Here is a 15,655-nt window from a genome sequence, read left to right on the forward strand (position 1 = left end):
CTCGGCGCGCACCGGCTGGCACAGCGAGCGCCTGGTCCCCGCGATCGAGCGGTCGCTCGCCTCCTGGGACCGGCGGGTCCCGACGGGCAAGCTCACCGCCTCGGGGTCGTGCGCCGCGAGCGCGCGCCAGATGGCCTCGTGCTCGTCGTGCGTGCGCTCCTCGATCCCCTCGGTGTGCAGCACCCGCCACAGGCGCGCCCGGACCGTGCGGCCGGCGAACGACTCGATGAGCGCCTCCAGCACCGGGTTGCCGGTGTGCGCCGCGATGACGCGGTGGAACGCGATGTCGATCTCGATGAACTTGTCGTGGTCCACGGGCGTGGTGCGCAGGACGTCGGCGACCTGGTCCAGGATCGCCCGCGCCTCGGCGACTGCGCCGTCGGGCATCCGGCGCGCGGCGAGCCCGGCGGCCTCCGTCTCGAGCACGCGGCGGACGCTGTGGAACGCGGGCATGGCGCCGTCGTCCTGCAGGTCGAGGACCAGCGCCATGGGAGAGAGCAGGCGGCCGGGATCGAGGCTGGTCACGTACGTGCCGTCGCCCTGGCGGGTGTGCACGACGCCGAGGATCGACAGCGCGCGAACGCCCTCCCGGAGCGAGCCGCGGGAGACCTGGAGCGTGTCGGCCAGGTCCTTCTCGACCGGCAGCCGGTCGCCGGGGCGGAGCCGTCCGTCGAGGATCATCCTGCGGATGCCGTCGACGACCTCGTCAGTGCGGGACATGGTCGGAAGTATCGCGCACAGCGGCATCGCGCACCCAGTACGTGCCGTGCGGGAACCGGAACCGGTCCAGGGACTCCTCGTACAGCTGCGTGGAGTAACCCGGCCGGGACGGCAGCACGTACGCGGTGCCCGCGCCCCGGTCCGCGACGAGGCACGGGTCGGTGAAGTGCTCGTGCAGGTGGTCCACGTACTCGGTCACCCGGCCGTCGAGGTCGCCGCCGATCGCCACGTAGTCGAGCACGGAGACGTGCTGCACCATCTCGCACAGTCCGACGCCGCCCGCGTGCGGGCACACCGGGACGCCGAACTTCGCCGCGAGCAGCAGGACGGCGACTATCTCGTTGATGCTCGCGAGCCGCCCGGTGTCGAGCTGGCAGTAGTCGATGGCGTCCGCCTGGAAGAGCTGCTTGAACATCACGCGGTTGTGGCAGTGCTCGCCCGTCGCCACCCCGACCGGCGCGACGGCGCGGCGGATGGCGGCGTGCCCGAGGATGTCGTCGGGCGACGTGGGCTCCTCGATCCACAGCGGGTCGAACCGGGCCAGCACCCCCATCCACTCGATCGCCTGCGGCACGTCCCAGACCTGGTTGGCGTCGATCATCAGCGCGCGGTCGGGGCCCAGCACCTCGCGTGCGATCGTCAGCCGGCGGAGGTCCTCGGTGAGACTGGCCCCGACCTTGAGCTTGACGTGCTGGTACCCGGCGTCGACGGCCTCCTGGCACAGCCGCCGCAGCTTGTCGTCGCTGTAGCCGAGCCAGCCGGCCGACGTCGTGTACACGGGGTAGCCGGTGCGCTCCAGGTGGGCGAGGCGCTCCTGCCTGGTGGGCTCGCGTTCCCGGAGCATTTCCAGCGCCTCGTCACGGGTCAGAGCGTCGGAGAGGTAGCGCAGGTCTGCGATCTCGACCAGCTCCTCCGGCGTCATGTCGACCAGCAGGCGCCACAGCGGCTTGCCCGCGCGGCGCGCGACCAGGTCCCAGGCTGCGTTGAGCACCGCGGCCAGAGACAGGTGCACCACGCCCTTCTCGGGCCCGAGCCAGCGCAGCTGGCTGTCGGACGTCAGGTCCCGGTAGACGGCGCCCATGTCCGCGGCGAGCTCGTCGACGTCCCGGCCCACGAGCGCGGCTGCCTGCTGGCGCGCGGCCTCGGCAACGATGTCGTTGCCCCGGCCGATCGTGAACGTCAGGCCGTAGCCGCTCAGGAGTGCGCCGCCGGGGTCGTCCGGGTCGGGGACGTCCGTCTCCAGGACGACATAGGCCGCCGAGTAGTCGGCGTCCTTGTTCATCGCATCGGAGCCGTCGGCCGTCACCGACGTCGGGAACCGCACGTCCTCGACGCGGACACCTCTGATCGTGGCCATGCCCGCTCCCTCGCAAACATCAGATGAACTTCCAGCAATCTACGGATGGGTGGGGCCAGGGTCAAGGCTGGAGGGTGCGGAGCGGAGGATTGATTTGACCAATGTGGGCTGGGGCTGGTTGCTTCGGTCCCATGCACGGTTCCGGGAATGACTTCGGTCGGTTGGGATGAGATCGGTCAGTCAACCGACCGGTCTCATCCCATCCGACCGATCTCATTGCGACCGACCGCAGGTCTCCCGCGCCGCCAGCCGTCAGACCAGCACCTCGCCGTCGCGCGCGACGACCCGTCCGCCCGCGACCACGAGCGCCCGGCGTGGGGCACGGACGACGGCGTCCGGCACGTTCTCGGCGTCGACGAGCACGACGTCGGCCGGAGCGCCCACCACCAGGTCGTGCACGGGCCGCCCCACGAATCGGCCGGCGTCCGCCGAGGCGATCCGGGCCGCGGTGACCAGGTCCTCGTCGTACCGAAATCCTGACAGGCGGGCGAGCTGCGTGGTCAGCGCCAGCAGGTCGCCGGTGCCGTACGGGGACCACAGGTCGCGGATGCCATCGGTGCCGAGTCCGACGGCGACCCCGGCGTCGCGCAGCGCGTGCAGCGGCAGGGGTGCCGCGCCGATCGGCGCCACGGTGGTCATGGTGATCCCCGCCTCACCCATCGCGGCGACGAGCTCGGCCTGGCGCGCGGCAGCCAGCTGGCCGACGGCGAAGCCGTGCGCCACGTTGACCTTTCCCTGGAGGCCGGCGCGCAGCGTCCGGTCGATGATCAGCTCGATCTGGAAGGCTCCGAGGTCGCCGCCGTCGTGCAGATGGACGTCGATCCCGACGCCGCGCCGCTCCGCGATCGCGAACAGGCCGTCGAGCTGGCCCACCGGGTCGCGGTCGATGGAGGCGGGGTCGAGGCCGCCGACGTGCTCGGCGCCCGCCACGGCGGCGGCGTCGAGCAGCTCGAGCACGCCCGGTCGGCGCAGCACGCCGTCCTGCGGAAACGCCACGATCTGAGCCGTCACGGCGCCGCCCAGCGCTGCGACCGCCTCGCGCACCGCCTCGATGCCGCGCAGCCCGACGCCGAGGTCGACGTCGACGTGCGTGCGGACGGCGGTGGTGCCGGTACGGACCGACTCACGCAGGACGGCGAGCGTCACGTCGACGCCGGGGATGCCGAGCTCGCCGCGGTGCGCCCGCTCGTGCGCGATGCGGCCCTGCACGCCGCCCTCTCCGCCGTAGCTCACCCACGGCTTGCCCCACCACGACTTGTCCACGTGGGCGTGCGCGTTGACCAGGCCGGGCAGCGCGAGCAGCCCGCCGCCATCGATGACGGCGCCGGCACCGCCGTCGGTAGCCGGAGCGGCTGAAGCAGCTGAAGCAGCTGAAGCAGCCGAAGCGTGCGGGACGATCGCCGCGATCAGGCCGTCCACGACGTGCAGATCGCTGCGCTCGCCGCCCCAGGGACGTACGTCGCGCAGGACGGTGACGGTGGACGTGCCGGGGCCGGGAGAGCGCATGCCGAAAATCGTAGGCGGTCTGTCGCTACCCGCGGCGCTTGCGGTCGGCCTTGCCGGTCCAGTGGCCTACCCAGATCGCGCCGAGCAGCGCCAGCACGCCGATGAGGACCGGCGCGGCCGCCAGCGGCGCGACGGCGGCCACCGCCGAGACGAGCAGGGGCCCGCCGGTGTTGCCGATGTCGCCGCACAGCCGCCAGCCGCCAAGGAACTGCGCACGGCCCACCTGCGGCGCGGCGTCGGCGCCGAGGGTCATCACGATCCCCGAGCCGAGCCCGTTACCGAGGGCGATCACCGCCATCACCAGGCCGACGCCGAGCGCGGAGTCGGTCAGCGGGAGCAGCAGGCAGCCGACGCCGACCGCGAGGACCACCGGCACGGCCACGACCTGCCTGCCGCGGGTGTCCAGCAGCCAGCCGCCCGGCAGGGTGAGCGCGATGTCGATGGTCGCGGCGACCGCGAACAGCAGCGAGACCACCGCCGCGGAGATGTGGACGTGATCGGCCCACAGCGGCAGCAGACCGGTGCGCACCGACCGGGAGGCGCCGATGATGATGACCGCCACGCCGAGGGTGAGCAGCGTGCGCCGGTGCTCCCACAGGACCGAGTGCACCGGGAGCGGGGTGGTGCTGCGCGCCACGCGCCCGAAGTCCGGCATCCGGGTCACGATCAGCGCCGAGGCGAGCGACGCGCACGCCGCGAGCACGAACACGGAGCGGACCCCGAGCAGGTGGATCAGCAGCGCACCCAGCAGCGGGCCGATCAGGACCCCGAGACGCATCGAACCGCCCAGCAGCGCCATCCCGCGCGCACGGTGGCTGATCGGCACCGCGTCGATCAGGAACCCCTGCCGGGCCAGCAGGAAGGCCGTCCAGCTCATCCCGCTGACGAAGACGCACACGCACAGCAGCCAGATCGAGGGCACCAGGAAGGCGGCCAGCATCGCCACCGCGTCGACGAGCCCGGCGATCACGAGGGTGCGACGCTCGCCGAGCCGCGCCACCAGCGCGCCCGACGGGAGGGAGTTGGCCAGCTGCCCGATCCCCAGGAGCGCGACCACGAACGCGGCGAGGGCCGTGCCCGCCCCGAGGTTGGCCGCGTGGATCACCAGGATCGGCAGAACGGCGCCGTGGCCGATCGAGCTGACGACGGACGGCAGGTAGGCGACGACGGCGATGTCGCGGAAGCGGAACGCCGGATCGTCAGCTGGGTCGCCCGTCCCGGTCACGCCATCATCCTGCCAGATAGTTAGCCGCGGCAACGACCTGGGCTACCGTGCTGGGCGTTGACGCGCCCGACCACCTCCGCTAGTGTCCCGTTCATCGACACAGCGGTCCCGATCAGTGGGACTGCGCACAATGGGGTGGAGATGTGGAGATGAGTACGCTCACGCGCCGCGCAGTGCTGCGGGCGATCGGGACAGCGGGGATCGCCGGCGTCGCGGCCACGATCGCCGGCTGCGCACCGACGATCGGGACGGGACGGCTCCCACGAATCGCCGCCGCCTATGACGGGCCGCCGATCAGGCTGCGGTTCTGGAACGGGCTCACCGGCGGCGACGGTCCGGTCATGCGGACGCTGATCGCCGAGTTCACGCGCGAGCACCCGAACATCGGCATCGACATGTACGCCTTGCCGTGGACGGACTTCTACCAGAAGTTCCCCGCCGCGGTCACCAGCGGTCTGGCGCCGGACTTCGCCCTCATGCACAACTTCCAGGTGGCCACGAACGCCGCGCGGAAGGTGATCATGCCCGTCGACGAGGTCCTCGACACCGTCGGCCTCGTGGAGGACGAGTACCTGCCGGTCGTCTGGGGTTCCGGCGTCTACCGCGGTCAGCGCTGGTCGCTGCCGCTGGACATGTGGCCGGACTCGCTGTTCTACAACCGCCGGGTGCTGGAGCAGGCAGGGCTGGACCCGGACGCGCCGCCGGCCGACCGCACCGGGTACGAGCAGGCGCTGGACGCGATCGCGTCCACCGGGATCCGCGGCCACTGGCTCCCCGCCGTCGACCCGCAGGGGGTCGGGCGTGGCTTCGACTCGCTCCTGTGGCAGTTCGGCGGCGAGCACTATGACAGCGCTGGCAGGGCCGCGACGTTCGCCGGCGAGGCAGGTGTCGAGGCGCTCGCATGGCAGCAGTCCCTCGTCCACAACGGCTGGAGTCCCCGGAGCGTCAGCGGCTCCGACGCCAGCATCGCGTTCAAGAACGACCAGAACGCGTTCCTCTGGGGTGGTCCCGGCGCCCTCATCAACGACCTCGGGTCGGTCGACGGGCTCGACTGGGACGTCGCTCCGCTCCCGCGGATCGGCGGCCGGCGCGCGGCGTTCTCGGGCTCGCACCAGTTCGTGGTCTCGCGCCAGCCGAGCTTCGACGCCGACCGGCTCGCCGCCGTCGTGACCTTCCTCGGATGGATCCTCGCGAACTCGATCGGCTGGGCGACGGCGGGCCCCGTGCCCGCCCGGCTGCCGATCCTCGAGTCCCCGGAGCTGGCGGACCTGCCCGCCCAGGCGAACGTCGCCGCGGGCGTCGAGCACATCAGGTTCTACCCGCTGGTGCCGGGTATCGCGGAGGTCCAGACGACCATCCTGTACCCCGCGATCGGCGACGCGCTGCTCTCGCTCGGCGACCCGCGCAGCGCGCTGGACACCGCGACGACCCAGGCGTCCTTCCTGCTCCAGGAGAACGCCGAGAAGTACGGGAGGGCCTGACATGACCACCATCGCCTCGCCGCGCGACCGCACGGACCGTCCAGGCGGTCCCCGGCGCTCCGCCGGGGACATGCCACGCCGCTCCACGGCACGCTCGCCCCACCAGCCCCGACCCTGGACGCCGTACCTCTTCCTCGCGCCGTTCCTGCTGATCTTCGGGACGTTCGTCCTGGCACCCGCCGTCTCCGGGATCTGGATGAGCCTGCACAACTGGGACTTCTTCCTGCCCGACCGGCCCTTCGTCGGGCTGCAGAACTATGTCGACCTGTTCACGCCCGACGCGCTCGTCGCGCAGCAGTTCTGGGAGAGCATGCGAGCGACCGGCCTGTTCGTGCTGCTCTCGGTCCCCTTGCTGATGGCGATCCCGCTCGGCCTCGCGCTCCTGCTCAACCAGCGGTTCCGCGGGCGCACCTTCTTCCGGGCGGTGTTCTTCGCGCCCTACGTGCTGGGCGTCAGCGTGGTCGGCCTGCTCTGGCAGTACCTCCTCAACGGCAACACCGGTCTGGTGAACGGCTACCTGGCGCAGCTCGGCATCGCCGAGGCCGTGCCGTGGCTGACCGCGACGCCGTGGGTCTGGGTGTCGCTCGTCGGCGTCACGGTCTGGTGGACGATGGGCTTCAACTCCGTGGTCTATCTCGCAGGGCTGCAGAACGTCGACGAGGCGCTCTACGACGCGGCCAAGGTCGACGGCGCGGGCCGCTGGGCCCAGTTCGTGCACGTCACCATCCCGCAGCTGCGCCCGGTGCTCCTCTTCGTCCTCACGATGACGGTGCTCGCCTCGGCCAACATGTTCGGCCAGTCGTACCTGCTCACCTCTGGCAACCCGTCGAACGAGACGCGCACGGCGATCATGTTCATCGCCGAGGTCGGCCTGGAGCAGTTCCGCATGGGCCTCGCCGCCGCGATGAGCTATCTGCTCGCCCTGCTGCTGATCGTCGTCAGCGCACTGAACTTCCTGTTCCTGCGACAGAAGGAGAGCTGAGATGGCAACGACCATCGACCGGACCGGCAGCGCTGCCCGGCCAGTGGCAACCCGGCCGGTCACGGCTCGGAGCGGTCAGGCAGCGGGCGGCCGCGGCGTCGTCGGAACCCTGCTGCTCTACGCCATGCTGCTCATCCTGTCCGTCATCATCCTGGCCCCGCTGCTGTGGATGCTGTCGACGTCGTTCAAGACCACCGGCGATGCCACGGCCCTCCCGCCGCAGTGGATACCGCCGACGCCGTCCCTCGAGGGGTACACCAAGCTGTTCGCCGACGCGCAGGCGCCCCTGCTGCGGTGGCTCGGGAACTCGGTGCTCGTCGGGGTGCTGCACACCGCGCTCGTGCTCGTCACCGCGTCGATGGCGGCCTACCCGCTGGCCCGGATGCGGTTCCCGGGCAGGCGAGTCGTGTTCGCGCTGATCATCGCCACGCTGTTCGTCCCGGGATTCGTCTTCCTCATGCCGAACTACCTGATCGTCGACGGCCTCGGCTGGCTCGACAGCCTCTGGGCGCTCGTCGTCCCGGGCGCGGCGAGCGCGTTCGGCGTCTTCTTCCTCACGCAGTTCTTCGCGAGTCTTCCCGCGGAGCTCGAGGAGGCGGCGCTCATCGACGGCGCGAACCGCTGGCAGATCTTCTTCCGCGTCGTGCTGCCGCTCTCCAGGGCGCCGCTCGCGACCCTCGGGCTCCTGTCGTTCCTCGCCAGCTGGAACGACTTCCTCTGGCCGTTGTACGTGCTGTTCAACCCGTCGCAGCTGACCCTGCCCGCCGGCCTGGCGACGCTGCGCGGCGCCTACGCCACCGACTTCCCCGCCGTCATGGCCGGCGCGGCGATCGCGAGCATCCCCGTGCTGATCCTGTTCGCCTTCGTGCAGCGCTTCGTGATCTCCGGCGTCGCCCGGTCGGGCCTCAAGGGATGAGCGGCGCCAGGAGAGAATGGCCCCGTGAATGACACGAGCACCCGGACCTCCGCCGACGGTGGGACCGTCGGCACCCTCGCACGTGGCCTCGACATCGTGGAATGGGTCGCCGCGACGCCGAGCGCGACCGTCCAGCGGCTCGCGGCCGACCTCGGTCTCAGCCGCAGCGCGGCCTACCGCATCGTCGGCATGCTCAGGGAGCGTGGTTACGTGGTGGGCGAGACCGAGCTGCGTCTCGGCCCGGTCATCATGCGGCTCGGCCTCCAGACGCTGCACGGCCTCGACATCTACGCCGTCGGGCCCGAGCCGCTGCGGGAGCTGGTCCGGCAGACCGAGGAGACGGCGTTCATCGCCGTCTTCGACGACGACCAGATGTGCTACGTCATGCAGGAGGAGGGGCCGCAGGTGGTGAAGGTGGTCTCCAAGCTCGGCAGCCGGGCACCCGTGCACGCGTCGGGCCTCGGCAAGGCCTACCTGTCGGCGCTGTCGGACGCCGCGGCCGGGTCGGTCATCGAGCGCATCCCGCTGACGGGCTACACCGCGACGACCTTCACCAGCGCACCCGCGCTGCACGCGGAGCTCGACCGCATCCGTGAGCAGGGCTGGGCCCTCGACGACGCCGAGCGCGAGCCGGGGGTCCGCTGCATCGCCGCGCCGATCCGTGGCGCCGACGGCAGCCCGGTCGCCGCGATCAGCACTGCCGGGCCGCGCGACCGGATCGTCGCCGCCCAGCCCACGATCGTCGCGGCGGTGCGCCGCACCGCCGACCGCATCTCCGTCGCGCTCGGCGCGGCGCCTTCTCCCGACCGGCTCTCTCCCGACACTTGATTGGACCCCATGGGCACCTCCGACCCTCGCATCCGTTCCGTCCGGCTCGCTCGCCTCGACACGCGCTACCCACGGACGGTGGGCCGCAACGCTCGGCTCGGCAGCCACGGCGACGGCCCCGACTCGCACGTCGCGGTGCTGGTGACCGACGACGGCCGCACGGGGTGGGGCCTGTTCGAGGGCCCGCCGGGCGACGTCGGCCGGGTGGAGGGCCGCCAGCTCTCCGAGCTGATCGACGCGGGCACCGGCGTGCTCGACGACGCGGACCGCTGGCTCGACATCGCCCTGCACGACCTGCTCGGCGTGGTGTTCGACGCTCCGGTGCACGCGCTGCTCGGCGGGCACGGCTCGGTGGACGTCCCGCTCTACGACGGCGCGATCTACTTCGACGACCTCGATCCGCAGGACGCGCCGCGCGGGATCGAGGTGCTGCTCCAGGAGTGCCGCGCCGACGCCGCTCTGGGCTACCGCGACTTCAAGCTCAAGATCGGCCGGGGCAACCGCTGGCTGCCCCGCGACCTGGGCGACGTGCGCGACATCGAGGTGACCCGTGCGGTCCGCGCCGCCTTCCCGGACGCCCGGATCCTCGTCGACGCGAACGACGGGTACGACCTCGACGGATTCGTCACGTACCTCGAGGCGGTCGCCGACGTCGGCCTGTTCTGGGTCGAGGAGCCGTTCCTCGACGACGCCGGCGACCTCGCCGCGCTCCGCGCGTGGCTCGACGCGAAGTCCCCGGAGACCCGGATCGCGGAGGGGGAGACGTCGCCGGACGTCGGCGCGCTGCTGCCCGTCGCGGCGGCCGGGTCCATCGACGTGCTGCTGATGGACGTGATGTCGTACGGCCTCACCGCGTGGCGACGGCTGATGCCGGATCTCGCCGCGGCAGGCGTCCAGGGCTCGCCGCACGCGTGGGGACGGCCGCTGAAGACCCGGTACGCGGCGCACCTCGCGGCGGGACTCGGCAACGTCGAGGTCGTCGAGGGTGTGCCGGGCGACGTCGCCGGTGTCGACCCCCGGCTGCTCCGCCCGGTGGACGGTGTGCTGCGCCTCGACGGCGCGCCGGGCTTCGGCGTCCCGCTGCCCGACGAGGCACACCTGCGGCAGATCGGCTGATGACGGCGACGAACCCGGTGTAGGACCTACGTCCCGGACGCAGCCGGCGGCCCGGCCCGGCCGGTCGACTCCCGCCAGACGATGTGCTGGAGGGAATCCCCCTGCGGCGGCGGCTCCTCGCCGCGCAGCGCCGCGACGAGGAGCCGCATGGCGTGCCTCCCCGCCGCCCGGAAGTCGACGTCGACGGTCGTGAGCGTCGGCATGGTGTAGGCACCGAACCGGGCGTTGTCCCAGCCGGTCACCACGACGTCCCCCGGCACGGACCACCCGCGCTCGGCGGCACCGCGCAGGACGCCGATGGCCAGGTCGTCGTTGGCCGCGATCACCGCGACGGGCGGCGCGTCGTCGGGCAGGGCCAGGACGGCCTGCCGACCGGTCTCCGGCGGCCACTCCCCGCCTAGCACGCCGAGCGACTCGGCGCCGAGCCGCTTGACCGTTGCGAGGTACGTGTCATGGCGGGCGCGCGCGGACGAGAACCCCTGCGGCCCCGCGACGTGCACGAACCGGCGGTGACCCGCCGCGACGAGCGCGCGGACGAACACCTCGATCAGGCCGGCGTCGGCCAGCTCGCCGACGCTCCGCATCTGCTCGTCAAATGCCGTCGCGGCCAGGACCGGAGGAGCGTCCCGGCCGTCCGACAGGGCTGAGCCGAGCACCGGGACGAACGTCAGGATGCCCTCGTACTGCCCGCCGGCGGCCAGCTCGAGCACGCGCTCGGTCCGGTCCTCCACGGTGCCCTCGACGCTGTGGGTCTCCATGACGTAGCCGGCTTCGTTCGCGACGTGGCTCGCGCCGCTGAGCATGCGCATCTGGTTGTCGAACGCGACCCCCATGATCACGGCAAGACGTCCGGACCGGCGGGTGCGCATCGACCGTGCCGCGAGGTTCGGGCGGTAGCCGATCGAGTCGGCGACCTTCAGGACGTGTTCGCGGGTCGCGGGGGAGATCGCGCCCTTTCCGGTCAGGACGTAGGACACCGTCGTCTGTGAGACGCCGGCGATGCGCGCGACGTCACGGCTCGTTGGCGGTAGTGACACGCTCATATTCTCCATCCTCTTGACAGTGGTCCCGGGCAGGCCCAACCATAGTGACACGTATCACCAGTGACACGTATCACCGGCCCGGATGCGGGCCTCGACCCTCAAGGAGGAGGTGTCCATGTCTGTCGTCGAGCTGCAACGGCTGGCGCGCAGGTCCCCGCAGGCCAGGCCGGACAACAAGGCGGCACTCGCGTTCCTCGGACCATGGGTGCTCGGCGCGCTCGTGCTCACTCTCGGCCCGATCCTCGCGTCCCTGTACCTGGCATTCACCGACTACAACCTGCTGCAGAACGCCAACTGGATCGGCCTCGCCAACTTCGAGCGCATGCTCACCGACACCCGGCTGCACCAGTCGTTGGTGGTCACGTTCGTCTATGTGCTCGTCGGGGTGCCGGGCCAGCTCCTGGTGGCGCTCGTGCTCGCGCTGCTGCTCGACCGTGGGCTACGTGGCCGGGCGATCTACCGGTCGGCCTTCTACCTGCCCAGCCTGCTCGGCGCCTCCGTGGCCATCGCGGTGCTGTGGCGTCTGGTGTTCGGGGGCGACGGGCTCGTCAACGCGATGCTCGGCCTCGTCGGCATCCACACCACCACGAGCTGGATCGGCAGTCCCGACACGGCGCTGGGAACGATCATCCTGCTGCACATCTGGACCTTCGGGTCACCGATGGTGATCTTCCTGGCCGGCCTGCGGCAGATCCCGGTCGAGCTCTACGAGGCCGCCGCGACGGACGGCGCAGGACCGTGGCGAAGGTTCGGCGCGATCACGCTCCCGCTGCTGACGCCGATCATCTTCTTCAACCTCGTCCTGGCGACCATCAACTCGTTCTCGTCCTTCACCCAGGCGTTCATCGTCTCGGGTGGTACCGGTGGGCCGTCCGACTCGCTGCTCTTCTACACGCTCTACCTCTACCAGGAAGGCTTCTCGTCCTTCCGCATGGGCTACGCGTCGGCACTCGCCTGGCTGCTCGTCCTGATCATCGGCGTGTTCACCGTCATCAACTTCTGGCTCTCGAAGTACTGGGTGCACTATGAAAACTGAGTCCACGACCCGACCCGTGCCGCACCAGCCCGCCAGCACCGTACGGCCGACGTCCGGAGGGTCGCCGGGCGCCGCTCGCCGACGCCCGGAGAGCCGACGGTTCCGGCAGGTGCTCCGCAGGGTCGTCAAGCACGCCCTGCTCGTCCTGGGCGTCATCACCACCCTGTACCCGGTGCTGTGGATGGTGGTGAGCTCGCTGCGGCCGGACGGCGAGATCTTCGGCAACCCGTCGCTGCTGCTGACGACGTTCCACGTCGAGAACTACGTCTACGGCTGGACGGCACTGGGCAGGCCCTTCAGCCTGTACCTGCTCAACTCGGCCCTCGTGGTGATCGGCTCGATCATCGGCAACCTCGTGAGCTGCTCGATGGCGGCCTACGCGTTCGCTCGCCTGCGGTTCCGGTTCCAGGGACCGGCGTTCGCCTACATGCTCGTCACGATCATGCTGCCCGTGCACGTCGTGATCGTGCCGCAGTACATCCTGTGGGCGCAGGTGGGGCTCGTGAACTCCTTCTGGCCGCTCATCGTCCCCAAGCTGCTGGCCACCGACGCGTTCTTCATCTTCCTCATGGTCCAGTTCATCCGGGGGCTGCCCCGCGAGCTCGACGAGGCCGCCCGCATCGACGGAGCAGGACACGGCCGGATCTTCTTCCTGATCATCCTGCCGCTGATGAAGCCGGCCCTGGCCACCACTGCGATCTTCACGTTCATCTGGACGTGGAACGACTTCTTCTCCCAGCTCATCTACCTGACCGACCCGCAGAAGTACACGGTCCCGATCGCGCTGCGCTCTTTCATCGACGCGCAGTCGAGCTCGTCGTTCGGCGGGATGTTCGCGATGAGCGTCGTCGCCATCGTGCCCCTCGTCCTCGCCTTCGCCCTCGGCCAGAAGTACCTGGTGCAGGGCATCGCCACCACGGGGCTCAAATGAGCCCCCGCACGAGAAGGAGCCCGCTATGAACCGGATCCGCCGGACCGCCGTCGGCACCGTCGCCGCGGCCATGACGCTCACGCTCGCCGCGTGCGGCGTCGCACAGCCACAAGGATCGACCGAGCTCGCCGACGAGCCCGTCACCCTCCGCGTCACGTGGTGGGGCGGCGATACGCGCCATGCCCGCACCCAGGAGGTCTTCGACCTCTTCGAGGAGAAGCACCCCACCATCACCATCGAACCGGAGTTCTCCGACTGGACCGGCTACTGGGAGAAGCTCGCCACCGCCACGGCCGGCGGCAACGCGGCCGACGTCATCCAGATGGACCAGCTCTACCTGGCCTCGTACGCCTCGCGCGGCAGCCTCGTCGACCTCGGCTCCCTGTCCCAGCTCGACACGTCGGGCCTGGAACAGCCGGTGCTGGACATGGGCGCGTGGAACGACGCCCTCTACGGGATGCCGATCTCGACCACCTCGACCGGCCTGCTGGTGAACACCGACCTGATCGAGGAGATCGGCGTCCCGCTGCCCGACACCTCCACCTGGGACTGGAAGGAGTTCGAGGCATGGGCCAACAAGGTCACCGAGAAGTCGTCGGGTGACACCTTCGGCACCGGCATCATCAACAACGAGTTCGGCCTGCAGCTCTTCGCCCGCCAGCACGACGACCAGCTGTTCTCCGCGGACGACATAGTGATCCAGCCCGAGACGCTGGCCGCCTTCTTCCAGCTCGCGCTCGACTGGACGTCAGGCGGTGCCGCCGCTCCGGCGTCGAGCCAGGCAGAGTCCACCGGCCTGGCGCTCGACCAGACACCGTTCGCGACCGGAGAGACCGCGGCGATCTTCACGCCCTCGACCATGATCACCGCGTACGCGGCGGCCAGCGGGGCCGAGCTCGAGCTGGTGCAGCTGCCGACCCCCGACGAGGACACGACGAACTACGACTACTTCAAGCCCGGGATGTACTGGTCGGTGTCGTCCAAGTCCGAGCATCCCGCTGAGGCCGCGCTGCTCGTCGACTTCCTGGTCAACGACCCCGAGGCGGCCAAGATCATCGGCACGGAGCGGGGCATCCCGGCCAACGCGCAGACGCTCGAGTCGCTCGGCCAGGACCTCACGCCCGAGGAGCGCAAGGCTGCCGACTTCGCCGAGCAGCGAAAGCCGCACCTGGGCGAGGCACCCGCGATCGTCCCGAACGGCGCCTCGGACATCGACACGATCCTGCAGCGCTACCTGCAGGAGGTCATGTTCGAGGAGCGGACACCACTGGACGCGGCCGACGCGATGATCGCCGAGGTCCAGAGCTCGACCGAAGCAGCCAAGTGACCGGAGGAAATGTGCTCAAGATCGGCATCATCGGGACCGGCGGGATCGCCCGCACCCACATCGACGGCTACCGGAGGTTTCCGGCCGAGTGCGAGATCGTCGCCCTGTGCGACATCGCGCCCGGCAAGGCCGACACCGTGCGCGCCGAGCTCGGCCTGTCGTCCGCGCGGGCCTACGAGCGGGCCGAGGACCTGCTCGCGGCCGAGGACCTGGATCTCGTCAGCATCGCGACGCCGCCGTCGACGCATGCGGAGCTCACGATCGCCGCCCTGCGGGCCGGCGTCGACGTGCTGGTCGAGAAGCCGATGGCACCGTCGCTCGAGGAGTGCGACGCGATGATCGCTGCCGCCGCCGAGAACGACCGGATCCTGTCCGTCGTCGCGCAGAACCGCTTCCGCGACGACATGGCCACGCTCAAGGAGGTGCTCAGCTCGGGCCTGGTCGGCCCGGTCTCCCACGCGCAGGTCTCCTCGGCGTGGTGGCGCGGCACCGAGTACTACGACCTGTGGTGGCGCGGCACGTGGGAGTCCGAGGGTGGCGGGTGCACGCTCAACCACGCCATCCACCACCTGGACCTCACCGCGTGGATGCTCGGCGCGCCCAGCGCCGTCACCGCGGTGCTCACCAACGCCGCGCACGAGAACTCCGAGGTCGAGGACCTCTCGGTGGCCGTCCTGCAGTACGACCGGGCGCTCGCCGAGGTGACCAGCTCCGTGGTGCACCACGGTGAGGAGCAGGCCATCGTGGTCCAGGGCCGGCACGCGCGGGTGTCCCAGCCCTGGAAGGTCGTCGCCGACGTCGCCGAGCCCAACGGGTTTCCCGCCGCCGGGGGAGACACCACGCGCGCCGCCAAGATCGAGGCGCTCGCCGCGGCGCACACCCCGCTGGAGCACGAGGGGCACGCGGGGCAGATCGGTGACGTGCTCGGTGCGGTGCGCGAGCGCCGTCGTCCCGTCGTGGACGGCACGGACGGCCGCCGGGCCATCGAGCTCGTCACCGCCATCTACGTGGCGGGCATCGAGCGCCGCACCGTCGACCTGCCGCTGCCGGCGCACGACCCGTACTACCGCGCGGGCGCGCTCGTCGAGCGGGCCCCGCGCTTCTTCGAGAAGACGGCCTCGGTGGCCGAGCTGCCCGGCGACATCACCGTCGGCAGCAGCAGCAGCGACGACTGACCCGCCCGAGAA

Annotated in this window: 13 protein-coding genes and 1 pseudogene; 9 read left to right on the forward strand and 5 right to left on the reverse strand. The window is 70.9% G+C overall.

Translation table 11 applies throughout. The features are described 5' to 3' along the window. Positions 1-153: 153 nt before the first annotated feature. From AB0F40_RS15000 to AB0F40_RS15015, 4 genes and pseudogenes are all read right to left on the reverse strand, one after another. Positions 154-747 (reverse strand): annotated as a pseudogene (locus tag AB0F40_RS15000) (GntR family transcriptional regulator); the annotation flags it as partial. Next, positions 707-2,077, reverse strand: a complete 1,371-nt coding sequence (locus tag AB0F40_RS15005; protein WP_357468719.1) for an enolase C-terminal domain-like protein — start codon at positions 2,075-2,077, stop codon at positions 707-709. The pseudogene AB0F40_RS15000 and the gene AB0F40_RS15005, both read right to left, overlap by 41 nt. A gap of 252 nt (positions 2,078-2,329) precedes the next feature. Continuing rightward, entirely contained in the window at positions 2,330-3,583 is a 1,254-nt protein-coding gene (locus tag AB0F40_RS15010; protein ID WP_357468722.1) for an amidohydrolase, read from the reverse strand. Between the two features lie 25 nt (positions 3,584-3,608). Continuing rightward, entirely contained in the window at positions 3,609-4,808 is a 1,200-nt protein-coding gene (locus AB0F40_RS15015) for an MFS transporter (protein WP_357468725.1), read from the reverse strand. Positions 4,809-4,957: 149 nt separating this feature from the next. Here AB0F40_RS15015 and AB0F40_RS15020 point away from each other — a divergent pair, with 149 nt between their 5' ends. The 5 genes from AB0F40_RS15020 to AB0F40_RS15040 are packed head-to-tail and all read left to right on the forward strand — an operon-like array spanning position 4,958 to position 10,131. Beyond that, a complete protein-coding gene (locus AB0F40_RS15020; RefSeq protein ID WP_357468728.1) occupies positions 4,958-6,289 on the forward strand; it encodes an ABC transporter substrate-binding protein in 1,332 nt (443 codons plus the stop codon). A 1-nt stretch (position 6,290) separates the two neighbouring features. Next, the gene (locus tag AB0F40_RS15025; protein WP_357468730.1) at positions 6,291-7,271 is read left to right on the forward strand and encodes a sugar ABC transporter permease; all 981 of its coding nucleotides are present in this window, start codon (positions 6,291-6,293) and stop codon (positions 7,269-7,271) included. A gap of 1 nt (position 7,272) precedes the next feature. Next, on the forward strand, positions 7,273-8,187 hold the full coding sequence (locus AB0F40_RS15030) for a carbohydrate ABC transporter permease (RefSeq protein ID WP_357468733.1): 915 nt from the start codon (positions 7,273-7,275) through the stop codon (positions 8,185-8,187). Positions 8,188-8,211: 24 nt separating this feature from the next. Further along, a complete protein-coding gene (locus AB0F40_RS15035; RefSeq protein ID WP_357468736.1) occupies positions 8,212-9,015 on the forward strand; it encodes an IclR family transcriptional regulator in 804 nt (267 codons plus the stop codon). A gap of 9 nt (positions 9,016-9,024) precedes the next feature. Next, positions 9,025-10,131, forward strand: a complete 1,107-nt coding sequence (locus tag AB0F40_RS15040; RefSeq protein ID WP_357468739.1) for an enolase C-terminal domain-like protein — start codon at positions 9,025-9,027, stop codon at positions 10,129-10,131. A gap of 26 nt (positions 10,132-10,157) precedes the next feature. On the opposite strand, the gene AB0F40_RS15045 is transcribed toward AB0F40_RS15040, so the two are convergent. Continuing rightward, positions 10,158-11,174 (reverse strand): LacI family DNA-binding transcriptional regulator, encoded by a 1,017-nt coding sequence (locus tag AB0F40_RS15045; RefSeq protein WP_357468742.1) that lies wholly within the window; start codon positions 11,172-11,174, stop codon positions 10,158-10,160. A gap of 115 nt (positions 11,175-11,289) precedes the next feature. Here AB0F40_RS15045 and AB0F40_RS15050 point away from each other — a divergent pair, with 115 nt between their 5' ends. The 4 genes from AB0F40_RS15050 (at position 11,290) to AB0F40_RS15065 (ending at position 15,643) form a co-directional block, all read left to right on the forward strand. Further along, on the forward strand, positions 11,290-12,210 hold the full coding sequence (locus AB0F40_RS15050; protein WP_357468745.1) for a sugar ABC transporter permease: 921 nt from the start codon (positions 11,290-11,292) through the stop codon (positions 12,208-12,210). A 181-nt stretch (positions 12,211-12,391) separates the two neighbouring features. Continuing rightward, positions 12,392-13,141, forward strand: a complete 750-nt coding sequence (locus tag AB0F40_RS15055; protein WP_357468859.1) for a carbohydrate ABC transporter permease — start codon at positions 12,392-12,394, stop codon at positions 13,139-13,141. A gap of 25 nt (positions 13,142-13,166) precedes the next feature. Continuing rightward, the gene (locus AB0F40_RS15060; RefSeq protein WP_357468748.1) at positions 13,167-14,468 is read left to right on the forward strand and encodes an extracellular solute-binding protein; all 1,302 of its coding nucleotides are present in this window, start codon (positions 13,167-13,169) and stop codon (positions 14,466-14,468) included. Next, on the forward strand, positions 14,465-15,643 hold the full coding sequence (locus AB0F40_RS15065; protein WP_357468751.1) for a Gfo/Idh/MocA family oxidoreductase: 1,179 nt from the start codon (positions 14,465-14,467) through the stop codon (positions 15,641-15,643). The genes AB0F40_RS15060 and AB0F40_RS15065 overlap by 4 nt, the downstream gene beginning before the upstream one ends. Positions 15,644-15,655: the final 12 nt, after the last annotated feature.

This window comes from Promicromonospora sp. NPDC023987, assembly GCF_040639055.1.
GTDB lineage: Bacteria > Actinomycetota > Actinomycetes > Actinomycetales > Cellulomonadaceae > Promicromonospora.